Raw genomic sequence first — 19,664 nt, 5'->3', positions numbered from 1 at the left:
CACGTTCTTATATTGAAGTCTTTTTCTATAGGTTGAAGCAAATATTTGTGTTTAACTTGAAAAATAAATCAGAGGTAAATCGTGAAAAAGAGCTGTTAATTAAGTGCTACTTATTGAATAAATTTACTGATATAGGTGTGGCTAAATTTAAATTAGCTGCGTAAATTTACTTTGATTTACATGCACTATCAGTTCTATGCAATAAAGCCTACCGGGTAAAGAAGATATTTTATGTTTTGTGATAGAAAATTCTAATTTTGACATTAAAGAAGCAGTAAGGAACAAAGATAGAGATGGTAAAACACCACCACACTATGCGGCTAAATCTGGCAATAAAGAATGCTTGAAAATTCTCATAGAAAATGAAGCAGATTTTAGTTGCACTGCCAATGATAAAACTGAGTTACACTATGCTGCCAGAAGCGGAAGTCCTAACCTCCTAGAATATTTAAAAGAAATATTGAAGCAAAAGGAATTTTTGATAGAGAGAAAATTAAAACAGATAAATATGGAAATAACGCATTACACTATGCTGTGCAATCTGGAAATGCTGAGTGCATAGAATTCTTCGTTGATAATCAAGTGCAATTTTTAAAAAGTAAATATAATGAGAATCCTTTTCATAAGATTGTAGGTAACTCAGAAACTCAAGAAAATGCCATAAATTTTCTTATAGAGCATCTAAAATTTTTAGGTAGACTAAAAAGTGAAATTAATCAAGAAAATGCAGATGGTAACACCCCATTACATATAGCTGCAAAACATGGGAATAACTAGCTGATGAAATTGTTTATTAAATCAGGTGCAAAAATTGTTCAGAATAAACAAGGTAACACCTCCTTACATATTGCTATTATACATGGTAATTCATATTGTATAGAGCTATTTTATGAAAATATAGGAATATCATACTTCAATCCAAAGGTGATTATGGAAGAGATCTTGTACATTTAGCTGCAATGTACGGGAAGTATGATTGTCTAACATCTTTACTCAAGAAATTTCCTGATTACGATTTAAGCACAGAAACACGCAAAGGAAATATGGCCCTACACCTAGCTCTATCGAGTAATACAGAAACAGAACTAAGAAAAAATGTGTGAGTCTATTAGTAGACAGAAGCATGCAAGTAAATAAGAGTAATAATGAAAGAAACACCCCTTTACATTTTGCTGCCCAACTTGATTTATCGTTTTTAAGCATGATAGAAAAAAAAGTTAGAAGAGAAGAAATTTGACGTTTATCAAGAGGTTTTGCGTGAGAATAGCAACGGTGACACCGTCTTTCATATGGCAGCACGTGTTGGTAATAAATCATGCCTTGAGCACCTTTTTAAAAAAGAGAGAGTGGGAGAAATATTAAGTAAGAAAAATAAGGATGGACAAACTTTACTACACTTATCTCTTCTCAGTGGAAGAGTAGAATGCGTTAAGTATTTGGTAAAAAAAAGCCCAAAGGGTATTTTTTTAGAACAAAATACACAAAAAGGTTGTTATTTGCAGCTATTTTGAGCGGCAATAAGGAATGTCTTGAATTTGTGTCAAAAGAGCTTTTAGGTAAAAAGGTGGCTGCTAGCATCAAAGTGTTATATGATGAAAATGACAATACACCGCTACACATGGATGCTCTTGCCGACGACATAGAATTCTCTCAGTATATTATTGAAAATATTGTCAAGCCAACTATTAGGGATGTAGTACCACTTTTTAACACAAACAGTCAAGGGCTTATACCTCTACATTTAGCTGCCATGAGCCTTAATGCTGAGTTAATAGAATGTTTTATGACAGATAATCATTACCCATATAATAAGAAAATGTTAAATGTTGTATCTAAATCTGGAAGAACAGCATTACACTATCTTGTAACGAGTGATAATGATTTTGAAAAAACTATAAATGAGGATTTTAAGCAAGGTCAATTTTTGAAAAAGTTGGTTTTAGAAAAGCGTAAACAAAATGAGCACTTAAGTGAAAAAGCTATTAAAGCCTTGTTCTACCTAATAATCAGCACCGGAGAGAAAACTGTAAATAAGAAGATAAATTTTAATATAAAGGATAATGTAAAAAAAACAGCTTTAGGTTATGCTTTTAAACATGGTGACACAAATATCTTAAGGTTATTTTTAGATTTCTTTTATGAAATAAGGGAGAACAAAAAAAGGAAATATGATAAACTTAATATGGAAGATCAAGAAAGAAGCAAAAAGCTTATAGACTACCATAATCTGGCCATTTCAATATCAAGTGTGATTATTTCTGTTTGCGTTAAGCATAATAATGCAGAATCTTAAAAGGAAGAAATTCCTACCTGGATTTCCATTGCATTCTCTTCGATATCATTTTTACTTATCTTATACAACTTAGTGATTGGCCTTCAAAAAGAACCTGTTAAACGTAAGATAGAAAACTATATTGAAAAAATGAACAGAATTGAAGAGGCTACAGGAAAGTTAGCTAAGACAAAAGTAGGAGATCATGATTTGGAGGAATACAACTCAATATTGGAACTATTAATAAAGAATGCAGAAGATATTTCACGATTGGAAAATGAACTTTACAAGTTTACGCATGAAACTAGATTAGAGAGTAAAGACAAACTCAATATTTATCCTCAGAAAATGAGTAGGGGTGGTAGTGCAGTACTACGTTCGAATAAGTCTTTAGAAGGTAGAAAAAGTTCACCTGTTTTGAATGATTTAACAACAAAACTTAGTCTGTATTCAAGACGCAACAGTAGAGTACGAAAATACAATGGACAAGTTAGATAATCCATCATGTGTAATTACTATAAATGAGCATCCAGAAATTAAACCAAAAGCTCCGAAAAACAAATTCAAGAATGTTGCAACTAAGCTAAAAATAGACAATATCTTTAGTAAGAAAAAAGAAGATCTTATTGCTTCATCAAGCTTATCAGAAGGTGCTAATCACGAGAATATTACAAAAATTAATGAAGAAAACTGTGGGTTGATAAACCGATTTGGTGATACCAATGGGTATTCAATATTTTTGACTCCTTTTAATCCAAGAGGTTCAAACTCAAGAGAAGAGTGTGGTAACAATCATGGTGTAGAGCGTCATGTGAGTTATGGTGGTGCAAATAATTCTGTGAGTAATAAGGAAGTTAGTAAATCTCCATCTCTAATACTTTCTAACTTTGAGGAGGGGGTGGATTACTGTTGACTGTTTTAAATTCGAAAGATATAGACCAAGGGTACATTCCAGTCCATCTTATGTGAGAAAAAGAGCAATTACAGCTAGATCATTGGAATATATAATACTTTCTGATCATATAGAAAGAGAAAAAGAGATGCAGATTGTAGTCACTGACTCTGATAGCATCAACTTTCAGAGGAGTGATAGTAAGTATTCTAGTAAACTGTCATTTAGTAGTAGATAAGAAAAACGTAGAACAATTGGCAAGGCTATCGTATAAGGTTATAGTAGAGAAGAAATTAGACAGCCTTGCTAAATTTTCATGAAAAAGTTTATATTCGCATATCATTAATATTTTATTACATTAATGATATGGCAAGGCAATAACTGTTAATACCTTCGACACAAAAACTATATATGGTAAATATAATTAAATAAAAAGGAAGATTATGGAAATCACTACGTCAATAAAAAAGGAATTAAAGCAAAGTATACTCTATACTTGTCTAGAGAAGTGCAAGAGTGCGTTTTGGTTTATTTTCTGGTTTAGCTCAGGGATTAATGCGTTAATGTTATTTTTGCCACTTTATACCTCTCAGGTACTTGATCGAGTGATATCGAGCGAGAGTGTGTCAACACTAGTTATGCTGACGATTATTACTTTATCTGCGTTTGCATGTTCTGCAATGCTTGAAACTTGTCGATATTTAGCTATGGCTAAAATTGGTGATTGGATTGATAAAACTGCAACACCAGATCTAATAGTAAGGTCAATCAGGTTAACATCAGTACAAAGCTCAACTTCAAGTGGTGAAGCAATACGAGATCTTGGAGTAATAAAAAATTTCATTACAGGAAATGGTATATTTTCACTGTTCGATACTCCATGGTCGCTAATTTACCTTGTTGTGATCTTTATGATACATACCTCTACAGGGTTTATAGCTATTGCCGGGATCATTATATTAGTTTCAATGGCAGTATGGAATGAACTTGCCACTAAGCGTATATTGCGAGAAACCAATGAAGAAACTATACGTAATATTAACGCTATAGATGTTGCAACAAGAAATGCAGAGGTGGTTGAGGCTATGGGTATGTCAGAATTTATAGTTTCTGATTGGTGTAAACGGAATGATCAAAATCGTGCAATGCAAGTTACAGCACAGAATCGTTCTAATGTAATTACTGGTATTACTAAATTTTTACGTTCAACTCTCCAAATTTCAGTAATTGGAACAGGTGCATTACTTGCAATCACAGCTCACAAAACTGCCGGTAGCATTATTGCTGCCTCGATTTTGATGGGTAGAGTATTGGCTCCATTTGATGCAGCAGTTCATACTTGGAAATTTTTAAATCAAGCCAAGATGTCATATGGCAGGCTGCAAAGACTTATCCTAACATCTCCAAAAAGAGAGCAAACTATGGCTCTACCAGAGCCTGAAGGTAAGTTGGAATTTGATAGGGTGTTTTTTACTCCTTATGGGAGCAATAAGCCAACAGTAAAAGGAATCTCATTTGTAATAGAACCAGGGGATGTTGTTGGTGTTATTGGTGCAAGTGCTTCTGGTAAGTCGACCATTGCAAAACTAACAGTTGGTGTTTGGAGACCCATATCAGGTGTAGTCAGACTAGATGGTGCTGATGTATATACTTGGAATCGAGAAAACTTTGGTAATTATGTTGGTTACTTACCTCAAGATATTGAGTTATTTAACACGAGCGTTAAAGCTAATATTGCCCGCATGAGACCAGATCCAAATCCTGAAGAAATAATCAAAGCAGCAAAAATTGCAGGAATACATGAATTAATACTTAGCTTACCAAATGGGTATGATACAACAATAGGAGGACCTGGAGGAACAATACTCTCTGGTGGCCAAAAACAGCTTCTTGGACTTGCAAGGGCTTTTTATGGTAATACTAAGCTTTTAGTACTTGATGAACCGAATGCTAACTTAGACAGTAATGGAGAGGCGCGCTTGATTAATGCAATCAATGTTGCAAGAGAGCAAGATACTACCACTGTTATCATCACTCATAAGCTACCGTTACTGTCCGTAGTTGATAAAGTGATTATCATGTCAGATGGTGTTATTTATGATATGGGACCAAAAGATGAGATTTTGAGCAGATTAGTTGCTCCATCACCAGATGTCACAGAAGATAAACGTTCTTCAGCAAGTGGTTAAGAAAGAGAGAAGCTGTCACACTTCTCTTTCTCTTATAGAGTACTATATGCACAGTTTGTAAAATCTTAAGCAATTGTTATTCGAAAAATCCAATAATGACTAGCCGAGGAACCTATTTGCTAATTCTCTCACATTGACTTTAGACATTTCTGATGTATGCTCTTGTCCATGTGAGACATCAGATTTAATGCCTTTTTTGTCATGACCTTTAGTAATAGAACATACTACAGTATCAGCCTTTACATACTTAACACTTGGATCTGATTGAAACCCATGTTTTCTTTCTATTTGTGCTTCAAGCTTACTGCTATCATGTGTAACCCTACACCTTTCTAGATTACGGTCACGTTTACCAGGAGCTACATATCCATCTATATCACTACATAAGAACGGGCGCACTTTGAACCTGTCTGAACTAAAACCATTTTCAACACTTGCAGAATTATGAGATTTTCTATTATTGCGCATTTTTCTACAGCTTCCTTTATTTTTCTTTTGATGGTTTTGGCAGCAGTGCTGGCTTATATGCACATGCTGGTAGTTCTGGAAATGAGTCCTCCTGAAATAGCAAATGACTTTGGTTTCTCTTGCTATCTGATTCTTCAATATTCTTTATTGGTGTCTTGAAAGAGTTTTCATTTTTCTTTCTTAGAGCTAACTCATTTAATCCGCTCCCAACATTATTTTTTCTTGTTGTAGTGTGAATAACACTTGGAAGTTTCACTTCATACTTAAATTTTTTACCAATGGCATCTATTGACTCATTAGATGAGGAATCTATTTGAAACCTATCGTTTGAAAATTTTGATTTTGTAGCATCAAAAGATATACTACGTTTTTCTATCTTTTTATTAGTCACATTTTACCTCTAAACCTATTAACTAACAAAAGTATAAACTAAGAGCTATTAATTTTATTGTAATAACAAAGGCTCAAGAAGCATCACCGCAGGGTTTTCTATATAGTACTTAAAGGCATTTAAAAATTTTGCTCCTAGTGCTCCATCAACTGCTCTGTGGTCAACAGAGAGAGTCACTGTCATTATCTCTGCTATCTCTATTTTTTCACCTATGACAAACGGCTGTTTTTTAGATTCACCAACAGCCATAATGCAAGATTGCGGTGGATTGATTATAGCGCTGAAAGTTTTTATACCAAACATGCCTAAGTTGGAGATAGTAAATCCTCCTCCTTGAAATTCTTCAGGCTTTAGTTTTCCAGATCTTGCCCTATTTACTAAATCTTTCACTTCTTTTGATATAGATAAAACACTTTTTTCATCAGCATTTTTTACTATAGGAGTAATCAGTCCATCCTCAAGCGCTACAGCAATTGAGATATCTATATTTGAGTATCTTACTATTTTAGTATCTATCCACGATGAGTTTATATCAGGAAATTTTTTCATGCTGAAAGCTACAGCTTTTATAATTAAGTCATTAATTGTTACTTTATTGTTCTCATTTGCTGAATTAACCTCATTTTTGAGAGATATTAGCTTATCAAAGTGGCAGTCTACAGTTAAATAAAAGTGTGGAATATTTTGCTTAGATTCAACTAGGCGCTGCGCTATCACTTGGCGCATATTACTTACTTCAACTGTTGTATTTTCCTCAAATCTCTCATAGCTTTTAGTTTGATCTAAAAATTCTAATACATCAGCTTTGATGATACGACCATATGGACCTGTACCTTTTAATCGCTTTATATCAACACCTTCATTTTGAGCTATTTTTTTAGCTAAGGGGCTTACTTTTATTCTATTTTCTGTTGCTCTATCCTCTTTTTTAGATCCCAATGTCACGCACTGGGATGACATTGAAGAGCTAGATGAAATCGAAGGGTTGGATGATACTGAAAAATCGGCTTCAACCTCCTTCTCAACCTTGGTATTGATGGCATAAGCTAAATCAAGTGCGCTTTTATCTTCCCCTTCCTCTAACATTAGAGCTATCAGTTGATTTACAGGCACACCACTTGTTCCTTCCGACACTAAAATTTTTGCTAAAACTCCTTCATCGACAGATTCAAACTCCATTATGGCTTTATCAGTCTCAATTTCAGCGATTACATCACCTATTTCAACTTTATCTTGTTCTTTTTTACACCACTTTACAATTTTTCCTCCAGTTTTACTCATCGTTGGGGAAAGAGCGGGCATCAATATTTCTATAGGCATTTATTCTTTATTAAAAGATCTATTTAATTTTTAATTTACTCTTTACCCTATGTCAATCTAATCGTAAATTATGATACTTATATCATCCTAGTACGTGATGCTGGAATCTTGGTTTATTACTGTTATCCTACTATTTCTATTGCTTGGTCCTAGATAGAGTACAAATAGTAAGATCTTCATGAAAATAGGCGAATCTGTTCTAATGGAAATAGAAAAATGTAGTGCTTACTATCCTCTTACAAACATATAGCTTAGGTACAGAAAAAAAATTTATATGAGGAGCTGGTTAAATTGATAAAAGATCAGAATTAATAGTAGTTTCCGAATCTTCTGTAGTAGGCTCTTCATGTGAAGCAGAGGACAGACTAACTTCTTTATCCTCTGTTCTCTGTATAGAACTACCACAAAAACTCCTTAACTGCTTTTCAGCAGATGAATTTAAAATCCGTATAATAGACTTCTCACTTTGTTCTTTCAGCGATTGATCCATTCTAGAAATCAACTCGGAAAATTCACTACCTTCTTTTCTAGCTTCACTTTCTATCTTATTTTTTATGCTTTCTATATTACTTTGGTTAATTTCCTCTTTCGTTATGTTAAATAAATTGGCAATGCCCTGATACTTAATTTCATAATTTCCACAGCCAACTATGCAAAGAGCAATAGAATCGGATATTTCACCTGCAGACGAATTATGGATAGTGTAAGCTAAGCAATTGTCATGATATTTAATGCCAAGCTGTTGCTCTATCAACTAAGAAATTTCATTTTTTAAAGACATAAAGTACCTCCTTCTTACATTACTGTACCTTCTGACTAAAGTACAACAGCTGCTCCTAAATAGCAACCCGTATATGGTTTACTTTAATAAAGTATTAAAGTAAGAAGCTTTTACATCCTAAAACATAACTTAGATAGGCCAATGTAAAAAAAAAATTTAAATGAGAATTATCGTATATATATATATTACTTATTTGCCAAAATTATTTTGGCAAAATAGCATATAAAAGTTGAGGCTAATTATGCATATTAAAGAACGAAAGGATTTACAACAGGAGTTATTAGGAATTATTTTTAATATTCTCATAGAAAGTGAAGATAGCGCCGTAGAAGTTATGGAAACAAGAGCAGTAGAGGTAATTAAAAAAAAAACTGAAGGAACACATTAATGATTATATAGAGTATGGTGGTTTAAAAAAAGCCAATTTTAGATTGGTTTATTGTTTGTTATTCTCAGAATAATGTCAGACTAAATGACAAGTCGCTATTAAAATTTGAGAAGGCAATTAAGGATATTGGAGGAAGAGCACCGCTAAATGAAATAAAAAGTACAATAAGATTATTAGTAGAACAAGCACAGCTAAATCATGTTAGAATTAGAGGTGAGAGAGAAGTACCACTAAACCTCTTTGAGGAAAACATAATAATGAGAGAGCGAAGAAGGGCAAGAGAATAACAAATGCGGCCAAATTTTATTAGAGAAAGAGAAGCGTCATTGAATCTCTTTGGAAACAAGGATGAAAATGTAATAATGAGAGGAAAAATGAGGTCACGCTATATTAGGCGTATTAGACGTGAAAGAGAAGTGCCACTTAGTTCAAAAATAGGACAATTAATTGGTGTAGTTTCATCCATAATTGTAGGTTCTTTCATTGGTATAATGGTTGGTATGGTCATTGCTGGTTTATGTATTGAGCTTTGTGTAATCACCACTGCAGAACCGATTCTTCTCATCATGGGTGTTACTGCTGTTACAGGAGCTGTTGTAGCAGGAACTTCTCCTGTATAAAGCTAATAGAGACGTTTAGTAGCGGTCTGGAAAGCTCTAATACTGAATATGCTTATTTAAATAGGCAAAGAGTTATTTAGAAAAAAAATTGGAAGAATGCTCAAAAAAGTCTATTTATAAAACACATCGACTTAACTATTATCTTACAACTTAGCTAATTAATTAAAAAATTTTTTTTTTAGCGGTTAAATAAAGCCAGATCTTATTAGAGAGAGGATCTTCTTATCTCTTCTTTACCTTCATTTTCATTTCTAACAATTTTTTTTCCACTTAATATGTCTCTTATTTCATCTCCTGTTAAAGTTTCAAACTCCAGTAGATTTTTAGCAATGAGCTCCAAGTCTTTCCTACGCTTGGTTAAAATGTCTTTTGCTTTTTCATAGCAAGAAAATACGACTTTATTTACTTCCTCATCTATAAGTCTTAACGTATCTTCAGAAATTGTCTCAGAATCATGTGTGGTTTGTTCGCGATTATGATAGATCGGACCTATTTTGTCGCTCATTCCCCATTTTGTCACCATAGAACGTGATAAATCTGATGCTAGTTTTATATCTGAAGACGCACCGCTCGTGACTTTATCATAGCCAAAAATTAGCTCTTCTGCCACACGTCCACCCATTGCAACAGTTATATCTGCTAGCATCTTTTCTCTTGTGAGGGACACTCTGTCTGTTTCTGGTAGTCTCATAACTAAACCGAGTGCTCTACCACGTGGAATAACTGTTGCTTTGTGTATAGGATCAGAAGCAGGCATATTAACTGCAACCACTGCATGACCAGCTTCATGGTAAGCAGTAAGCTTTTTTTCTTCTTCTGTAATGACTAAGGATCTCCTTTCCATGCCCATCATCACTTTATCACGTGCATACTCAAAATCATCCATGGTAACAATTTTCTTATTTCTTCTTGCAGCAATAAGCGCAGACTCATTCACTAAATTTGCTAGATCAGCCCCTGAAAAACCTGGCGTTCCCCTCGCAACTGTTTTTACGTTTACATCTGGTGCTATTGATATTTTCTTTATATGCGTATTTAATATTCTCTCACGCCCATTTATATCAGGTAAAGAAATAGTAATCTGTCGATCGAAACGACCAGGTCTAAGTAGTGCTGGATCTAGGACGTCTGGACGGTTAGTTGCAGCAACTATTATCACACCTTCATTAGACTCGAAACCATCCATCTCAACCAGTAACTGGTTTAATGTTTGTTCCCTTTCGTCGTTACCGCCACCAAGACCAATGCCGCGATGCCTACCTACTGCATCTATTTCGTCTATGAAAATTATACAAGGAGCATTTTTCTTGCCTTGATCAAACATATCCCGGACACGGCTTGCACCAACACCGACAAACATTTCAACGAAATCAGATCCAGAAATACTAAAAAACGGTACATTAGCTTCACCTGCAATTGCACGAGCAAGTAGAGTTTTACCAGTTCCAGGGGAACCAATCAAAAGACATCCTTTTGGTATCTTCCCACCTAACACTTGAAATTTTTGCCTTTGTTTAAGAAAATCAACAATTTCAACCAACTCTTCTTTTGCTTCATCAATCCCAGCAACATCATCAAATTTCACTTGTTTTCCAGTAGTCATAAGCCTAGCTTTTGATTTGCCAAAGCTTATAGTTCTATTACCTCCTGCTTGCGTTTGTTTAAAAAGGAAAAGTAATAAACCGATAAAGATAAGCGTCGGAACCCATTGAATAAGTAATCCACCAATGATACCTATTGCAGAGTCTCCAATTGAAAAGGAGAACTTCACTTTCCTATCATGCAAACTTTTTATTAAGTCACTGTATATAACACCACTTGAGTTAAAGGCTGACCCATCCCTAAACTTTCCTTCGATACTTTGGTTTCTTATTGTAATATTTTCTATATCATTATCTTCTAGTCTAGTTAAAAATTCTGAAAAAGGTATGGTTGTTTTACTCTTACTTATACTTCCGCTAAATTGAATATAAGCAACTGAAATGAGAACAATAATCACTAACCAGATCAATAAGCCTTCTAAATTTTTTTTCATTTACGTTTCTAATTAAATACTAATCAAGCTTACCAAATTTTGCTTTATTGTGCTATTAATAATGCATTGAACTTTATCGTCATTGGTACTTTTTTCGTTATAATTTATATCAGGATAAGCAAGCACTTTTCCATCTTTTTGTACTGTAGGCAAAGAGTAGAAAACTTCGGGGCAGCAGTTGTAATCCTTCAGAAATTCAGGAACTTTTTGTGTTTTTTTTAGCGGAGCAATAGTTACTGAACACTTCTGATTGCTAAGTATTGTACAGCTAAATCTATTGTCCCATTCAACAGGGACATTTAATGTTAGGTGTACAGTAATTTCCTGTATCTTTGATGATTCTCTCATTATCAAGATGCTCCCTCCATATTTTCTTATTTTGCACCCAGAGAGTGTACAGTTAATATCACTATCTTCTTGCGATATTTTGTTAAATATTGCGATAAGGCTACGGTACCTTGGCTTATAGTGCTCGTTGACAATTGCCATTATAGAATAAAGAAGAAGCCTTAAAGCTATTTCCTCTGGCAGTTTATAAAGTTCATCTAGTTTAATTTCAATATAACCAAGATCATGAATGTTAACGCATTCATTAAGTGCAAGGCGTGTGTAGTGCATCAACGCTTTTGCAGCTCTTTTCATATGAAGGGCTGTAAGGCATATTCGCTCTGTTAAAATCTCTTGATTGTCACTTGCTTTAAGTAAGTTACGGTATAAAGTTCGTCTATATTTTAAGTCATAATTGCTTCTATCTTCGATCCATTTTAACTGGTGAAGATTAGCGTACTTTTCTATTTCACTACGACTAAAATTTAACAACGGCCTCAATATATAAATACCATTTAAGAAAGATTTGTAATCCATTGATGATAATCCATCTACGCCACTACCTCGCTCTAATCTTAATAAGAACGTTTCTGCTTGATCATCTTTGTGATGAGCAACGAGCAAACATTTAACATTATTGTTTTTACACCACTCTTCTAGTAACTTATATCGTGCTTTTCGTGCCTGTAACTGAATATTACCTTTAATATTTTGCTTCTCCCAATTTAATATGAACGATTCCTTTGCTCCAAGTTGTTTTGCATAACTTATAACAAAATCAGCTTCTTTTTGGGACTCTGAACGTAACCCATGATTTACTGTTAATGATATAGGAAGTGAAAGCTTGTTTTTTTTTGCCCAGTTAGTCATCAAGTGAAGTAAGACTATACTATCTACACCACCTGATACTGCGACTGCGATTTGGTTATGGAAAGCAAAGCTATTGGCTATATTTTGAAATAATAACTCTAATTTCATTATGTTTCTTGATGGCTAGACATCCTCTACGTCATATAACGACTTTATTTGTGGTATGTATAGATCCCGCTAACAAGTAGCGGAATTTCTCTCTTTTTTCATCCCAGTGCTTGACACTGGGATCCAGGTTTTAATGCAAGAAACTACTTCTTTATTCCAGAAAATGAAAATTCCACTCTACGATTTTTAGCATGCTCTTTTTCATATTTAGAATTTCTAGAATCATCTTTTACATCAACCAAAGGCTCAGTTTCACCTTTAGAAGCAGTTCTTATCCTATTTTCTAGATAAGGTGTACAGCTGACCATAAATTTTTTAGCTGCATCTGCTCTTCTAGCTCCTAGTGCAAGATTATACTCGTGAGAACCACGATTGTCAGTATGACCAGTTAAAGTGACCTTTACGTCAGGATTATTTTGTAATACTTCCATTACGTCAAGTAATGCATCTGCACTCACTTCGCTAATACTAGATTCATCATAACCAAAGAAAACTCTTTTACTACCTATCTGCTTAACAACAGCATTCATTTTATTTGTTGTACTTACTCCTTTTTTAGGGCAAGAACTTACACCAGTAAGCAGTAAACAAAAACAACACATTATAATCAGTCTACTCCACATCACTAAACCTCCATAAATTCAAAATATAGTGCGTAATTCTAATTTTAGTACTAATGATCCCTCTATACTAGAATAGAGTCAAGGGAAATAAAATACTAGATGCTTTCTTTACAATCTTATAATTAATCTTCTGATAAGATGCTCAATTCTTGGCAATGAAGTACAGTAAAAGAATAAAAGTACAATTTTTTATTGTACTTTAAGCAAATATACTTTTAACTTTATTATTAATCTATTACGATGTTAAGCAGATGTTTCAAAGCAATGAATAAAAATGAGATCTTGTAAGTTTTTAGAGGAAGTATTACATAAGGTAAGAAATATCGAAAATACACTAAAACTACTAAGCAAAAGCCAATTGAATGTAGAGGACAAAGTTGAACAAATGTGTCTTCTAGAGGAAATCAGACATGAAATTATCTCTCATGATGCAGTAAAGGAATCATTAGCGAATGCGCTTAGGAATAAAAAGAGTGCTAATATTCAGCAGCTAAGGTTAATAGAGGGGATGCACAAAGGCAGCAGTGCTATTCCTATTGATTTAGTAAAATCTTTGTCCAAAGCTAAGATTGAATGCCAAAACTTATGGAGGCTAACTAATTCTGAAATTAGTAACTTAGAAAAGCTGAAAGAATGCTTTACTAACCTAATTAAGCTTACTCGTGAAGCAGCTTCTCTAAAATCGCAGCAATTAAAGCGCTCAAACTATGAGTCATTGCTTGCTGACTATGACCCTAATATCACAGAAAAGAACATAAAGGAAATATTTCCTAAGCTAGGTAAATTTTTTAGTGAAAATGTAGAGAAAGTAACTCAAAAGCAGAAGAAGGATAAGGTTGCTAATATACAAAAAGTTACGGTTCAGAGGCAGATTGAACTTGGTTCCTTATTCTTACAGCAAATGAGTGTTACACCAAATGAGATTTCCATTTCTTATTACGATCCTATCGATTCAGATGAATCTGACCTTTGTTATGGTTTATTTTTACTTTTACGGCATACTGGTTATGCAATTCATCAAAAATGTTTAGCGCAAAATTCTATAAAGAGCTCAATTACAAAACATACTATGTATGAAACTCAAGGGTTACTCATGGAGAGGATCATTGGAACATCCAGAGAATTTATTGAGTTCATTCAACCACACATAAAGGAGAAACTTTCTACAAAAGGCAAAATTAATAGTAGTGTTGAAAATTTGTATTTGATTTTCAATAAAGTAAATCTTTCATCTTTTTTGAAGAATGCGGATGGATTTAGTTTGTTGGCTCACATTATGCTAAGAACTAAATTAGAACAAGATCTAATAAATGGTAAGTTAGAAGTTAAAGATCTACACGATAAATGGTTGGAAGGTATGAAGCATTACAAGATTTCAGTAAAAGCTAAAAATGAGCTAGACACTTATTTTCAAGATGAGTATTGGATAAGTGGTGTTATAGGCTACTTTCCTATTAAAGTCATAGCGTTAATCGCTGCTGTGCAGTTTTTTTCTTTCATTAAGAAAAATCATTATGAATTTTTAGATTCTATAGTAAAAGGAGATTTCAGTTTGCTTATCGATTGGTTCTCTAAAAACGTATATAGTGCAAATTATGGATTTTTGGAACAGCTAAAAAAGGTAACAGGTAGGGATTTAGATATTGAGTGCTACACTGGTTACTTATCTGAAAAGTATAATTTGTCTCAATAAATGGTTTTCTTAAGTTGTGTATGAGTTTTGTTCGGAATTTAATCAGAAATTTTTTTACTTTCAAAGGTTTATTTGCTAGCGATATTGCTATAGATCTTGGTACTGCAAATACTTTAGTTTATCAGAAAAGCCAGGGGATAGTGCTTGATGAACCCTCAGTTGTAGCAAGAGTAAAAGAAAAAGGAAGTTACGTTCCTTATGCTTTTGGCAAAAAAGCTAAGATGATGCTCGGAAAAACACCTGGAGAAATAGAAGCGATAAGGCCCTTGAAAGACGGAGTTATTGCTGATTTTAAAAGCGCGGAAGAAATGTTAAAATATTTCATACGCAGCGCAAACAAAAGATTCACTGTTAATAAGCCTAGTATTATCATATGTGTTCCATCTGGATCTACCCCAGTTGAAAGGCGTGCTATACAAGATGCAGCAGAAAGTGCTGGTGCAAACGAAGTATTCTTAATTGAAGAACCAATGGCTGCAGCAATTGGGGCTGGACTTCCAGTTACCGAACCTGAAGGTTCTATGATTGTTGACATAGGAGGTGGTACAACTGAAGTTGCAATTATTTCTTTAGGTGGAATTGTTTATTCACGTTCTGCCAGAGTAGGTGGTGATATTATGGATGAGGCAATAAAGTCATACATTCGTGAAAATCATAAGTTATTGATTGGCGAAACAACTGCTGAAAAAATTAAGAAAAACGTCGGTTCAGCCAGTCTGCCAGTTGAAAACAACAAAGAGGGAATGATAATTAAAGGCAGGGATTTAGTGAGTGGTATGCCAAAAGAAATGCTTTTATCAGAATATCAAGTTGCGGAGAGCCTAATAGAGCCTGTACATCAGATAATTTCTGCTATTAGAACTGCACTGGAGAGTACTCCACCCGAACTTTCTTCTGATATAGTTGATAGAGGAATAATTTTATCTGGTGGAGGTGGGTTGTTGCGCAACTTGAGTAAAGTTATTAGTGAAACAACAAAATTACCAGTTCGTGTTGCAGATGATCCACTTTGTTGTGTTGCCCTGGGTAGCGGAAAAGTACTTGAAAACATGGACTATTTTGGCCATGTTTTATTCAAGCAAGATTAAGTTGTTTTTGAAGATCGAATTGTTTTGATGGAATTATGTAATATAAATGAGATCCTAGTATCACTCATCAAGTAATTTAAAGGCAACTTCCAGCAGAAGGGGTGTCATCCCAGCGCTTGACACTGGAACTTGACTACAAACAAGTACGCTGTTTCAATGAAATTGTGTAATAGAAACTGGATTCCAGTGCTTGACAGCAGGTTTGTGTTTATAAATTATATGCTAAAAGAATTTGAAATTGAACCCTTATTAAAAGATAAAGCTCCGCATCAAACTAAGGCTGTTGTTGCAATGTCCGGGGGAGTTGATAGCTCCGTTGCTGCAGCACTGCTTTATAACCTTGGGTACGAAGTGATAGGTGTGACTCTTCAGCTATATGGCACTGATGGCAATGCTAATGCAAGAAAAGGTGCGTGCTGCGCTGGACAAGATATTTATGATGCCAAACGCGTAGCTGAAAGTGTTGGCTTTCCTCATTATATTTTAAATTACGAAGAAATATTTAAAAAGGAAGTAATAGAAGATTTTGCGAATACTTACATGCGTGGGGAAACCCCCATACCATGTGTAAGATGTAACCAAACAGTCAAATTCCGTGATCTATTGCAAGTCACAAAAAATCTTGGTGCGGATGTGCTCATAACAGGACATTACGTAAGAAGATTAGAAGAAAATGGTGAGGTAAAGTTGTGCAGAAGTGTTGATAAAAGTAAAGACCAAAGTTATTTTTTGTTTGCTACAACTGAGGAGCAGTTAAAGTTTTTGCGATTTCCACTAGGTGGGTTCTATAAAAGTGATATAAGAAAATTAGCAAAATATTTTAGCTTACAAATCTCTGAAAAGCCGGATAGTCAAGATATATGCTTTGTTTCCGAAAGCTATAGTAAAACAATAGCTAATTTAGCTCCACAATCTGTACAGAAAGGTAAAATAGTAGATGTTCATGGAAAAGTGCTAGGTGAGCACAGCGGCATAGTAAATTTTACAGTGGGGCAGAGAAGAGGCCTCTGCATTGCACATAGTGAGCCTTTTTATGTAGTGAGAATTAATACAGAAAATAATGAGGTTGTAGTAGGACCGATCAATGCTCTAATGCAAAAAAAGATATTGGTGAAAGAGTTAAATTGGTTAGAACAACCAAAAGAAGGCATGGAAGTAACTGTGAAGCTCAGGTCATCACATTCAGGAAGCTTGGCGACAATATATTCAACTGACGAAAAGAACAAAGCCTGTGTAATTTTAAACGACGATTACTTTGGCATCAGTCCAGGTCAAGCCTGTGTAGCATATAAGGGCGAACAAGTTATCGGTGGAGGTTGGATATGCTCCTAACTTAGTGGTTTAATTTTTTAATACAGAATGTAAACATACAATACAATCTATTGCTTTTTTAGACTACATTCTTTACACTATAAAGATAGTTGTTATATTGTGGACTAGAAGGATGGTTAAAGAAGCTGAAGAACTAATAAAAATTGTTGGTAAAGGAAGTTTATTAGAGGCCTTGTTTATTTTTTTAGGCAATTTTCAACATGCTAACTTAACTGGCAAAATAGACTACAGAAACCATATTGGTTTGTCTTTATTCGTGAGAAAAAAAAAAGAGGAATCATTAGATAGATATTTTAACTTAAAATTTAGTCTACAAGGGTTGTTCTTAATTTATACTCAAGCTTATAAAATTTTAATCGGGAATAATAATCTGAGCACTCAAGATATCATAGATGAAATATATAAAGTTATTAAGGAATCTGAGTTAGGTAAAGACATACACGAAGTAGTAGATGGAAGAAAATTAGATTTACTTAACGTTTTGGCAAATCCAAAGAGAGAATCAATATTTAAAACAGCAGAAGATTTTGAAAATAAGGTGCTTATTGATGTTAGAAAGTTAATAAGTGAAGAAAATGCATTAAACGAACATGACAGAGAATTTACCTTAAGTAAATGCATTATTGATTTCTATTATTCTATTCATCAAGACATAAAAGTAGAAAGGGATGTAGTATTATTATTTTCTATATTTGGCGACTATCATAAACTTTCTGAACATCACGCAGAGTCTATAAAAAAGGAAAGTTTATCAATAATAGATAACATGGTCGTTTCTAGATATATAATGGCTTTAGTTGGATTAGTGCAAGGTATTAATTTGCAAGATCAAAATAGAGCCACTAAATATACACTTGATTGTGAGAAGATAGGTAGTTTAAATAGAACATTCAATATATTGTCATCTGCAGGTTATAATAATCAAGTTTTTTTATGCCTGAAAAGAGCTGGACCAACTTTGAAAAAGCTGTTAAAAGAACAAAATAGCAATAAGTTTGAAGAGAGGATAATAAACAACACACATTATTCAGCATCGCAAGAAGAGAATAAATGTAGGCCAAATTTCATACTCAGCAAGAAAAATCATAAAAACACAGTCTGTAAACTTATTTTAGGTATGTTTGTATTGTCTGTTGGGTTATATGTTGCTGATTATTTCCTTATGGAGCAAAAATTATTTAATCCAATAAAAGGTGTCATGCCACAGGATAATTTTGCTAATCTAGTAATTGCTGCAGTGCTTACTAGCGTAATAGTATATGTTTTATTTCAACTACTAAAATCACCTCAAGAACCGCCACATTCAGCAGTCAATGGTGCAATTATTAATGATCTCACAAATGGTCCTATACAGTCCAGGCGTTCATGAATCTCTACTTATAAATGATAAATGTAGCACTTTTAAAGTGTATGCTATATAATATCTTCTCTTGAAGAATGAGGTAATCCATGGATTTAAGCAAAATAACAACAAAACCAGATGCAATAAGTGTAGTAATTGAAATAAGTGCAAATGCTGAGCCTGTAAAGTATGAATTTAATAAAGAGTTTGGGTTGTTACAAGTTGACAGATTTTTGTCTACCTCAATGACTTATCCTTGCAATTATGGGTTTATACCAAATACCTGCGCAGGTGATGGTGATCCTGTGGATGTTTTAGTGCTAACTCAAATTCCTTTAGCGACTGGAGTTTTGATATCAGTGCGTCCAGTAGGTGCATTACTTACCAAAGACGAGAAAGGAGAGGATGAAAAAATATTAGCTGTACCTATCTCCAGTGTTGATAGCTATTATGACAATATAAAAAACTATTCTGATTTATCTAAAAACCTACTAGATAAAATAGCTCATTTCTTTTCTCATTATAAAGATTTAGAAAAGGGAAAAACGGTGATAGTTGGAGAATGGGCTGATGTAGAAGAAGCAAAAAAAATCATTGAAAAAAGTGGAAATTAGTTTGCGTTGATTTAGCCTGAAATTACAGTTATTCGGAAAAATGTTGTTGTTTTTAATGGATAAATATTGGTATCCGTTCAGGATAGCGGCAAGGTAGTATAGACCATAAAGTAAAAGTGAGTTTAAAATAAATGGTGTCATCCCAGTGCGTGACACTGGTATCCAGCCTTTTTACCAACAAAAACTTAGCATAAACTTTCGTGCTCAAAAAAATTCTGGATTCCAGTTGGATTTGTTGCATAGGTCAAATAAAAAGAACTGTCAGTTACTGACAAAATTCACTGTAAGACAAGCATTTAACCTACTAAAGA

At 33.9% G+C, this 19,664-nt stretch carries 16 protein-coding genes and 2 pseudogenes; 11 read left to right on the top strand and 7 right to left on the bottom strand.

The window, feature by feature from the left end; all coding sequences use genetic code 11:
* From wTpre_RS07485 to wTpre_RS02960, 4 genes and pseudogenes are all read left to right on the top strand, one after another.
* A pseudogene (locus wTpre_RS07485) lies at positions 1-164 on the top strand (IS5 family transposase); the annotation flags it as partial.
* A gap of 50 nt (positions 165-214) precedes the next feature.
* Positions 215-3,309, top strand: a pseudogene (locus tag wTpre_RS07385) (ankyrin repeat domain-containing protein); the annotation flags it as partial.
* A gap of 49 nt (positions 3,310-3,358) precedes the next feature.
* Positions 3,359-3,484, top strand: coding sequence for a hypothetical protein (locus wTpre_RS07195; protein WP_256359275.1), 126 nt, complete (start codon positions 3,359-3,361; stop codon positions 3,482-3,484).
* A gap of 123 nt (positions 3,485-3,607) precedes the next feature.
* Entirely contained in the window at positions 3,608-5,353 is a 1,746-nt protein-coding gene (locus wTpre_RS02960) for a type I secretion system permease/ATPase (RefSeq protein ID WP_068651860.1), read from the top strand.
* Between the two features lie 99 nt (positions 5,354-5,452).
* Here wTpre_RS02960 and wTpre_RS06605 read toward each other — a convergent pair whose 3' ends face one another.
* The 4 genes from wTpre_RS06605 to wTpre_RS02945 form a co-directional block, all read right to left on the bottom strand.
* Positions 5,453-5,821: a hypothetical protein gene (locus tag wTpre_RS06605; RefSeq protein ID WP_245609330.1), complete on the bottom strand. Its 369-nt coding sequence runs from the start codon at positions 5,819-5,821 to the stop codon at positions 5,453-5,455.
* A gap of 16 nt (positions 5,822-5,837) precedes the next feature.
* Positions 5,838-6,212 carry a hypothetical protein gene (locus wTpre_RS06600; protein WP_245609329.1) on the bottom strand — a complete coding sequence of 125 codons (375 nt, stop codon included), beginning with the start codon at positions 6,210-6,212 and terminating at the stop codon, positions 5,838-5,840.
* A 54-nt stretch (positions 6,213-6,266) separates the two neighbouring features.
* A complete protein-coding gene (locus wTpre_RS02950) occupies positions 6,267-7,532 on the bottom strand; it encodes a pyruvate dehydrogenase complex dihydrolipoamide acetyltransferase (protein WP_068651858.1) in 1,266 nt (421 codons plus the stop codon).
* A 286-nt stretch (positions 7,533-7,818) separates the two neighbouring features.
* Positions 7,819-8,286, bottom strand: coding sequence for a WBM0748 family T4SS-associated protein (locus tag wTpre_RS02945; protein WP_245609328.1), 468 nt, complete (start codon positions 8,284-8,286; stop codon positions 7,819-7,821).
* 268 nt (positions 8,287-8,554) lie between these two features.
* Here wTpre_RS02945 and wTpre_RS06595 point away from each other — a divergent pair, with 268 nt between their 5' ends.
* Both wTpre_RS06595 and wTpre_RS06590 read left to right on the top strand, forming a co-directional pair.
* The gene (locus wTpre_RS06595) at positions 8,555-8,701 is read left to right on the top strand and encodes a hypothetical protein (protein ID WP_245609327.1); all 147 of its coding nucleotides are present in this window, start codon (positions 8,555-8,557) and stop codon (positions 8,699-8,701) included.
* A gap of 290 nt (positions 8,702-8,991) precedes the next feature.
* Positions 8,992-9,321, top strand: coding sequence for a hypothetical protein (locus wTpre_RS06590; RefSeq protein ID WP_245609326.1), 330 nt, complete (start codon positions 8,992-8,994; stop codon positions 9,319-9,321).
* A gap of 205 nt (positions 9,322-9,526) precedes the next feature.
* On the opposite strand, the gene ftsH is transcribed toward wTpre_RS06590, so the two are convergent.
* The 3 genes from ftsH to wTpre_RS02925 all read right to left on the bottom strand — a co-directional run bounded on the left by ftsH (position 9,527) and on the right by wTpre_RS02925 (position 13,284).
* Positions 9,527-11,356, bottom strand: coding sequence for an ATP-dependent zinc metalloprotease FtsH (gene ftsH, locus wTpre_RS02935; protein WP_068651856.1), 1,830 nt, complete (start codon positions 11,354-11,356; stop codon positions 9,527-9,529).
* A gap of 12 nt (positions 11,357-11,368) precedes the next feature.
* Entirely contained in the window at positions 11,369-12,661 is a 1,293-nt protein-coding gene (gene tilS / locus wTpre_RS02930) for a tRNA lysidine(34) synthetase TilS (RefSeq protein WP_068651854.1), read from the bottom strand.
* A gap of 143 nt (positions 12,662-12,804) precedes the next feature.
* Positions 12,805-13,284 carry an OmpA family protein gene (locus wTpre_RS02925; protein ID WP_068651853.1) on the bottom strand — a complete coding sequence of 160 codons (480 nt, stop codon included), beginning with the start codon at positions 13,282-13,284 and terminating at the stop codon, positions 12,805-12,807.
* A gap of 274 nt (positions 13,285-13,558) precedes the next feature.
* Here wTpre_RS02925 and wTpre_RS02920 point away from each other — a divergent pair, with 274 nt between their 5' ends.
* The 5 genes from wTpre_RS02920 to ppa all read left to right on the top strand — a co-directional run bounded on the left by wTpre_RS02920 (position 13,559) and on the right by ppa (position 19,353).
* Positions 13,559-14,977 (top strand): gluzincin family metallopeptidase, encoded by a 1,419-nt coding sequence (locus wTpre_RS02920; protein WP_068651851.1) that lies wholly within the window; start codon positions 13,559-13,561, stop codon positions 14,975-14,977.
* A gap of 20 nt (positions 14,978-14,997) precedes the next feature.
* On the top strand, positions 14,998-16,065 hold the full coding sequence (locus wTpre_RS02915; RefSeq protein ID WP_068651850.1) for a rod shape-determining protein: 1,068 nt from the start codon (positions 14,998-15,000) through the stop codon (positions 16,063-16,065).
* A 219-nt stretch (positions 16,066-16,284) separates the two neighbouring features.
* Entirely contained in the window at positions 16,285-17,397 is a 1,113-nt protein-coding gene (mnmA, locus tag wTpre_RS02910) for a tRNA 2-thiouridine(34) synthase MnmA (RefSeq protein WP_068652618.1), read from the top strand.
* 112 nt (positions 17,398-17,509) lie between these two features.
* Positions 17,510-18,766, top strand: a complete 1,257-nt coding sequence (locus wTpre_RS02905) for a WD1261 family protein (protein WP_068651847.1) — start codon at positions 17,510-17,512, stop codon at positions 18,764-18,766.
* 80 nt (positions 18,767-18,846) lie between these two features.
* Positions 18,847-19,353, top strand: a complete 507-nt coding sequence (gene ppa / locus wTpre_RS02900) for an inorganic diphosphatase (protein ID WP_068651845.1) — start codon at positions 18,847-18,849, stop codon at positions 19,351-19,353.
* Positions 19,354-19,664: the final 311 nt, after the last annotated feature.

Source organism: Wolbachia endosymbiont of Trichogramma pretiosum (assembly GCF_001439985.1).
Taxonomy (GTDB): domain Bacteria; phylum Pseudomonadota; class Alphaproteobacteria; order Rickettsiales; family Anaplasmataceae; genus Wolbachia.
The sequence above is the reverse complement of the archived record's forward strand: the minus strand, read 5'-3'. Positions and strand labels throughout refer to the sequence as shown.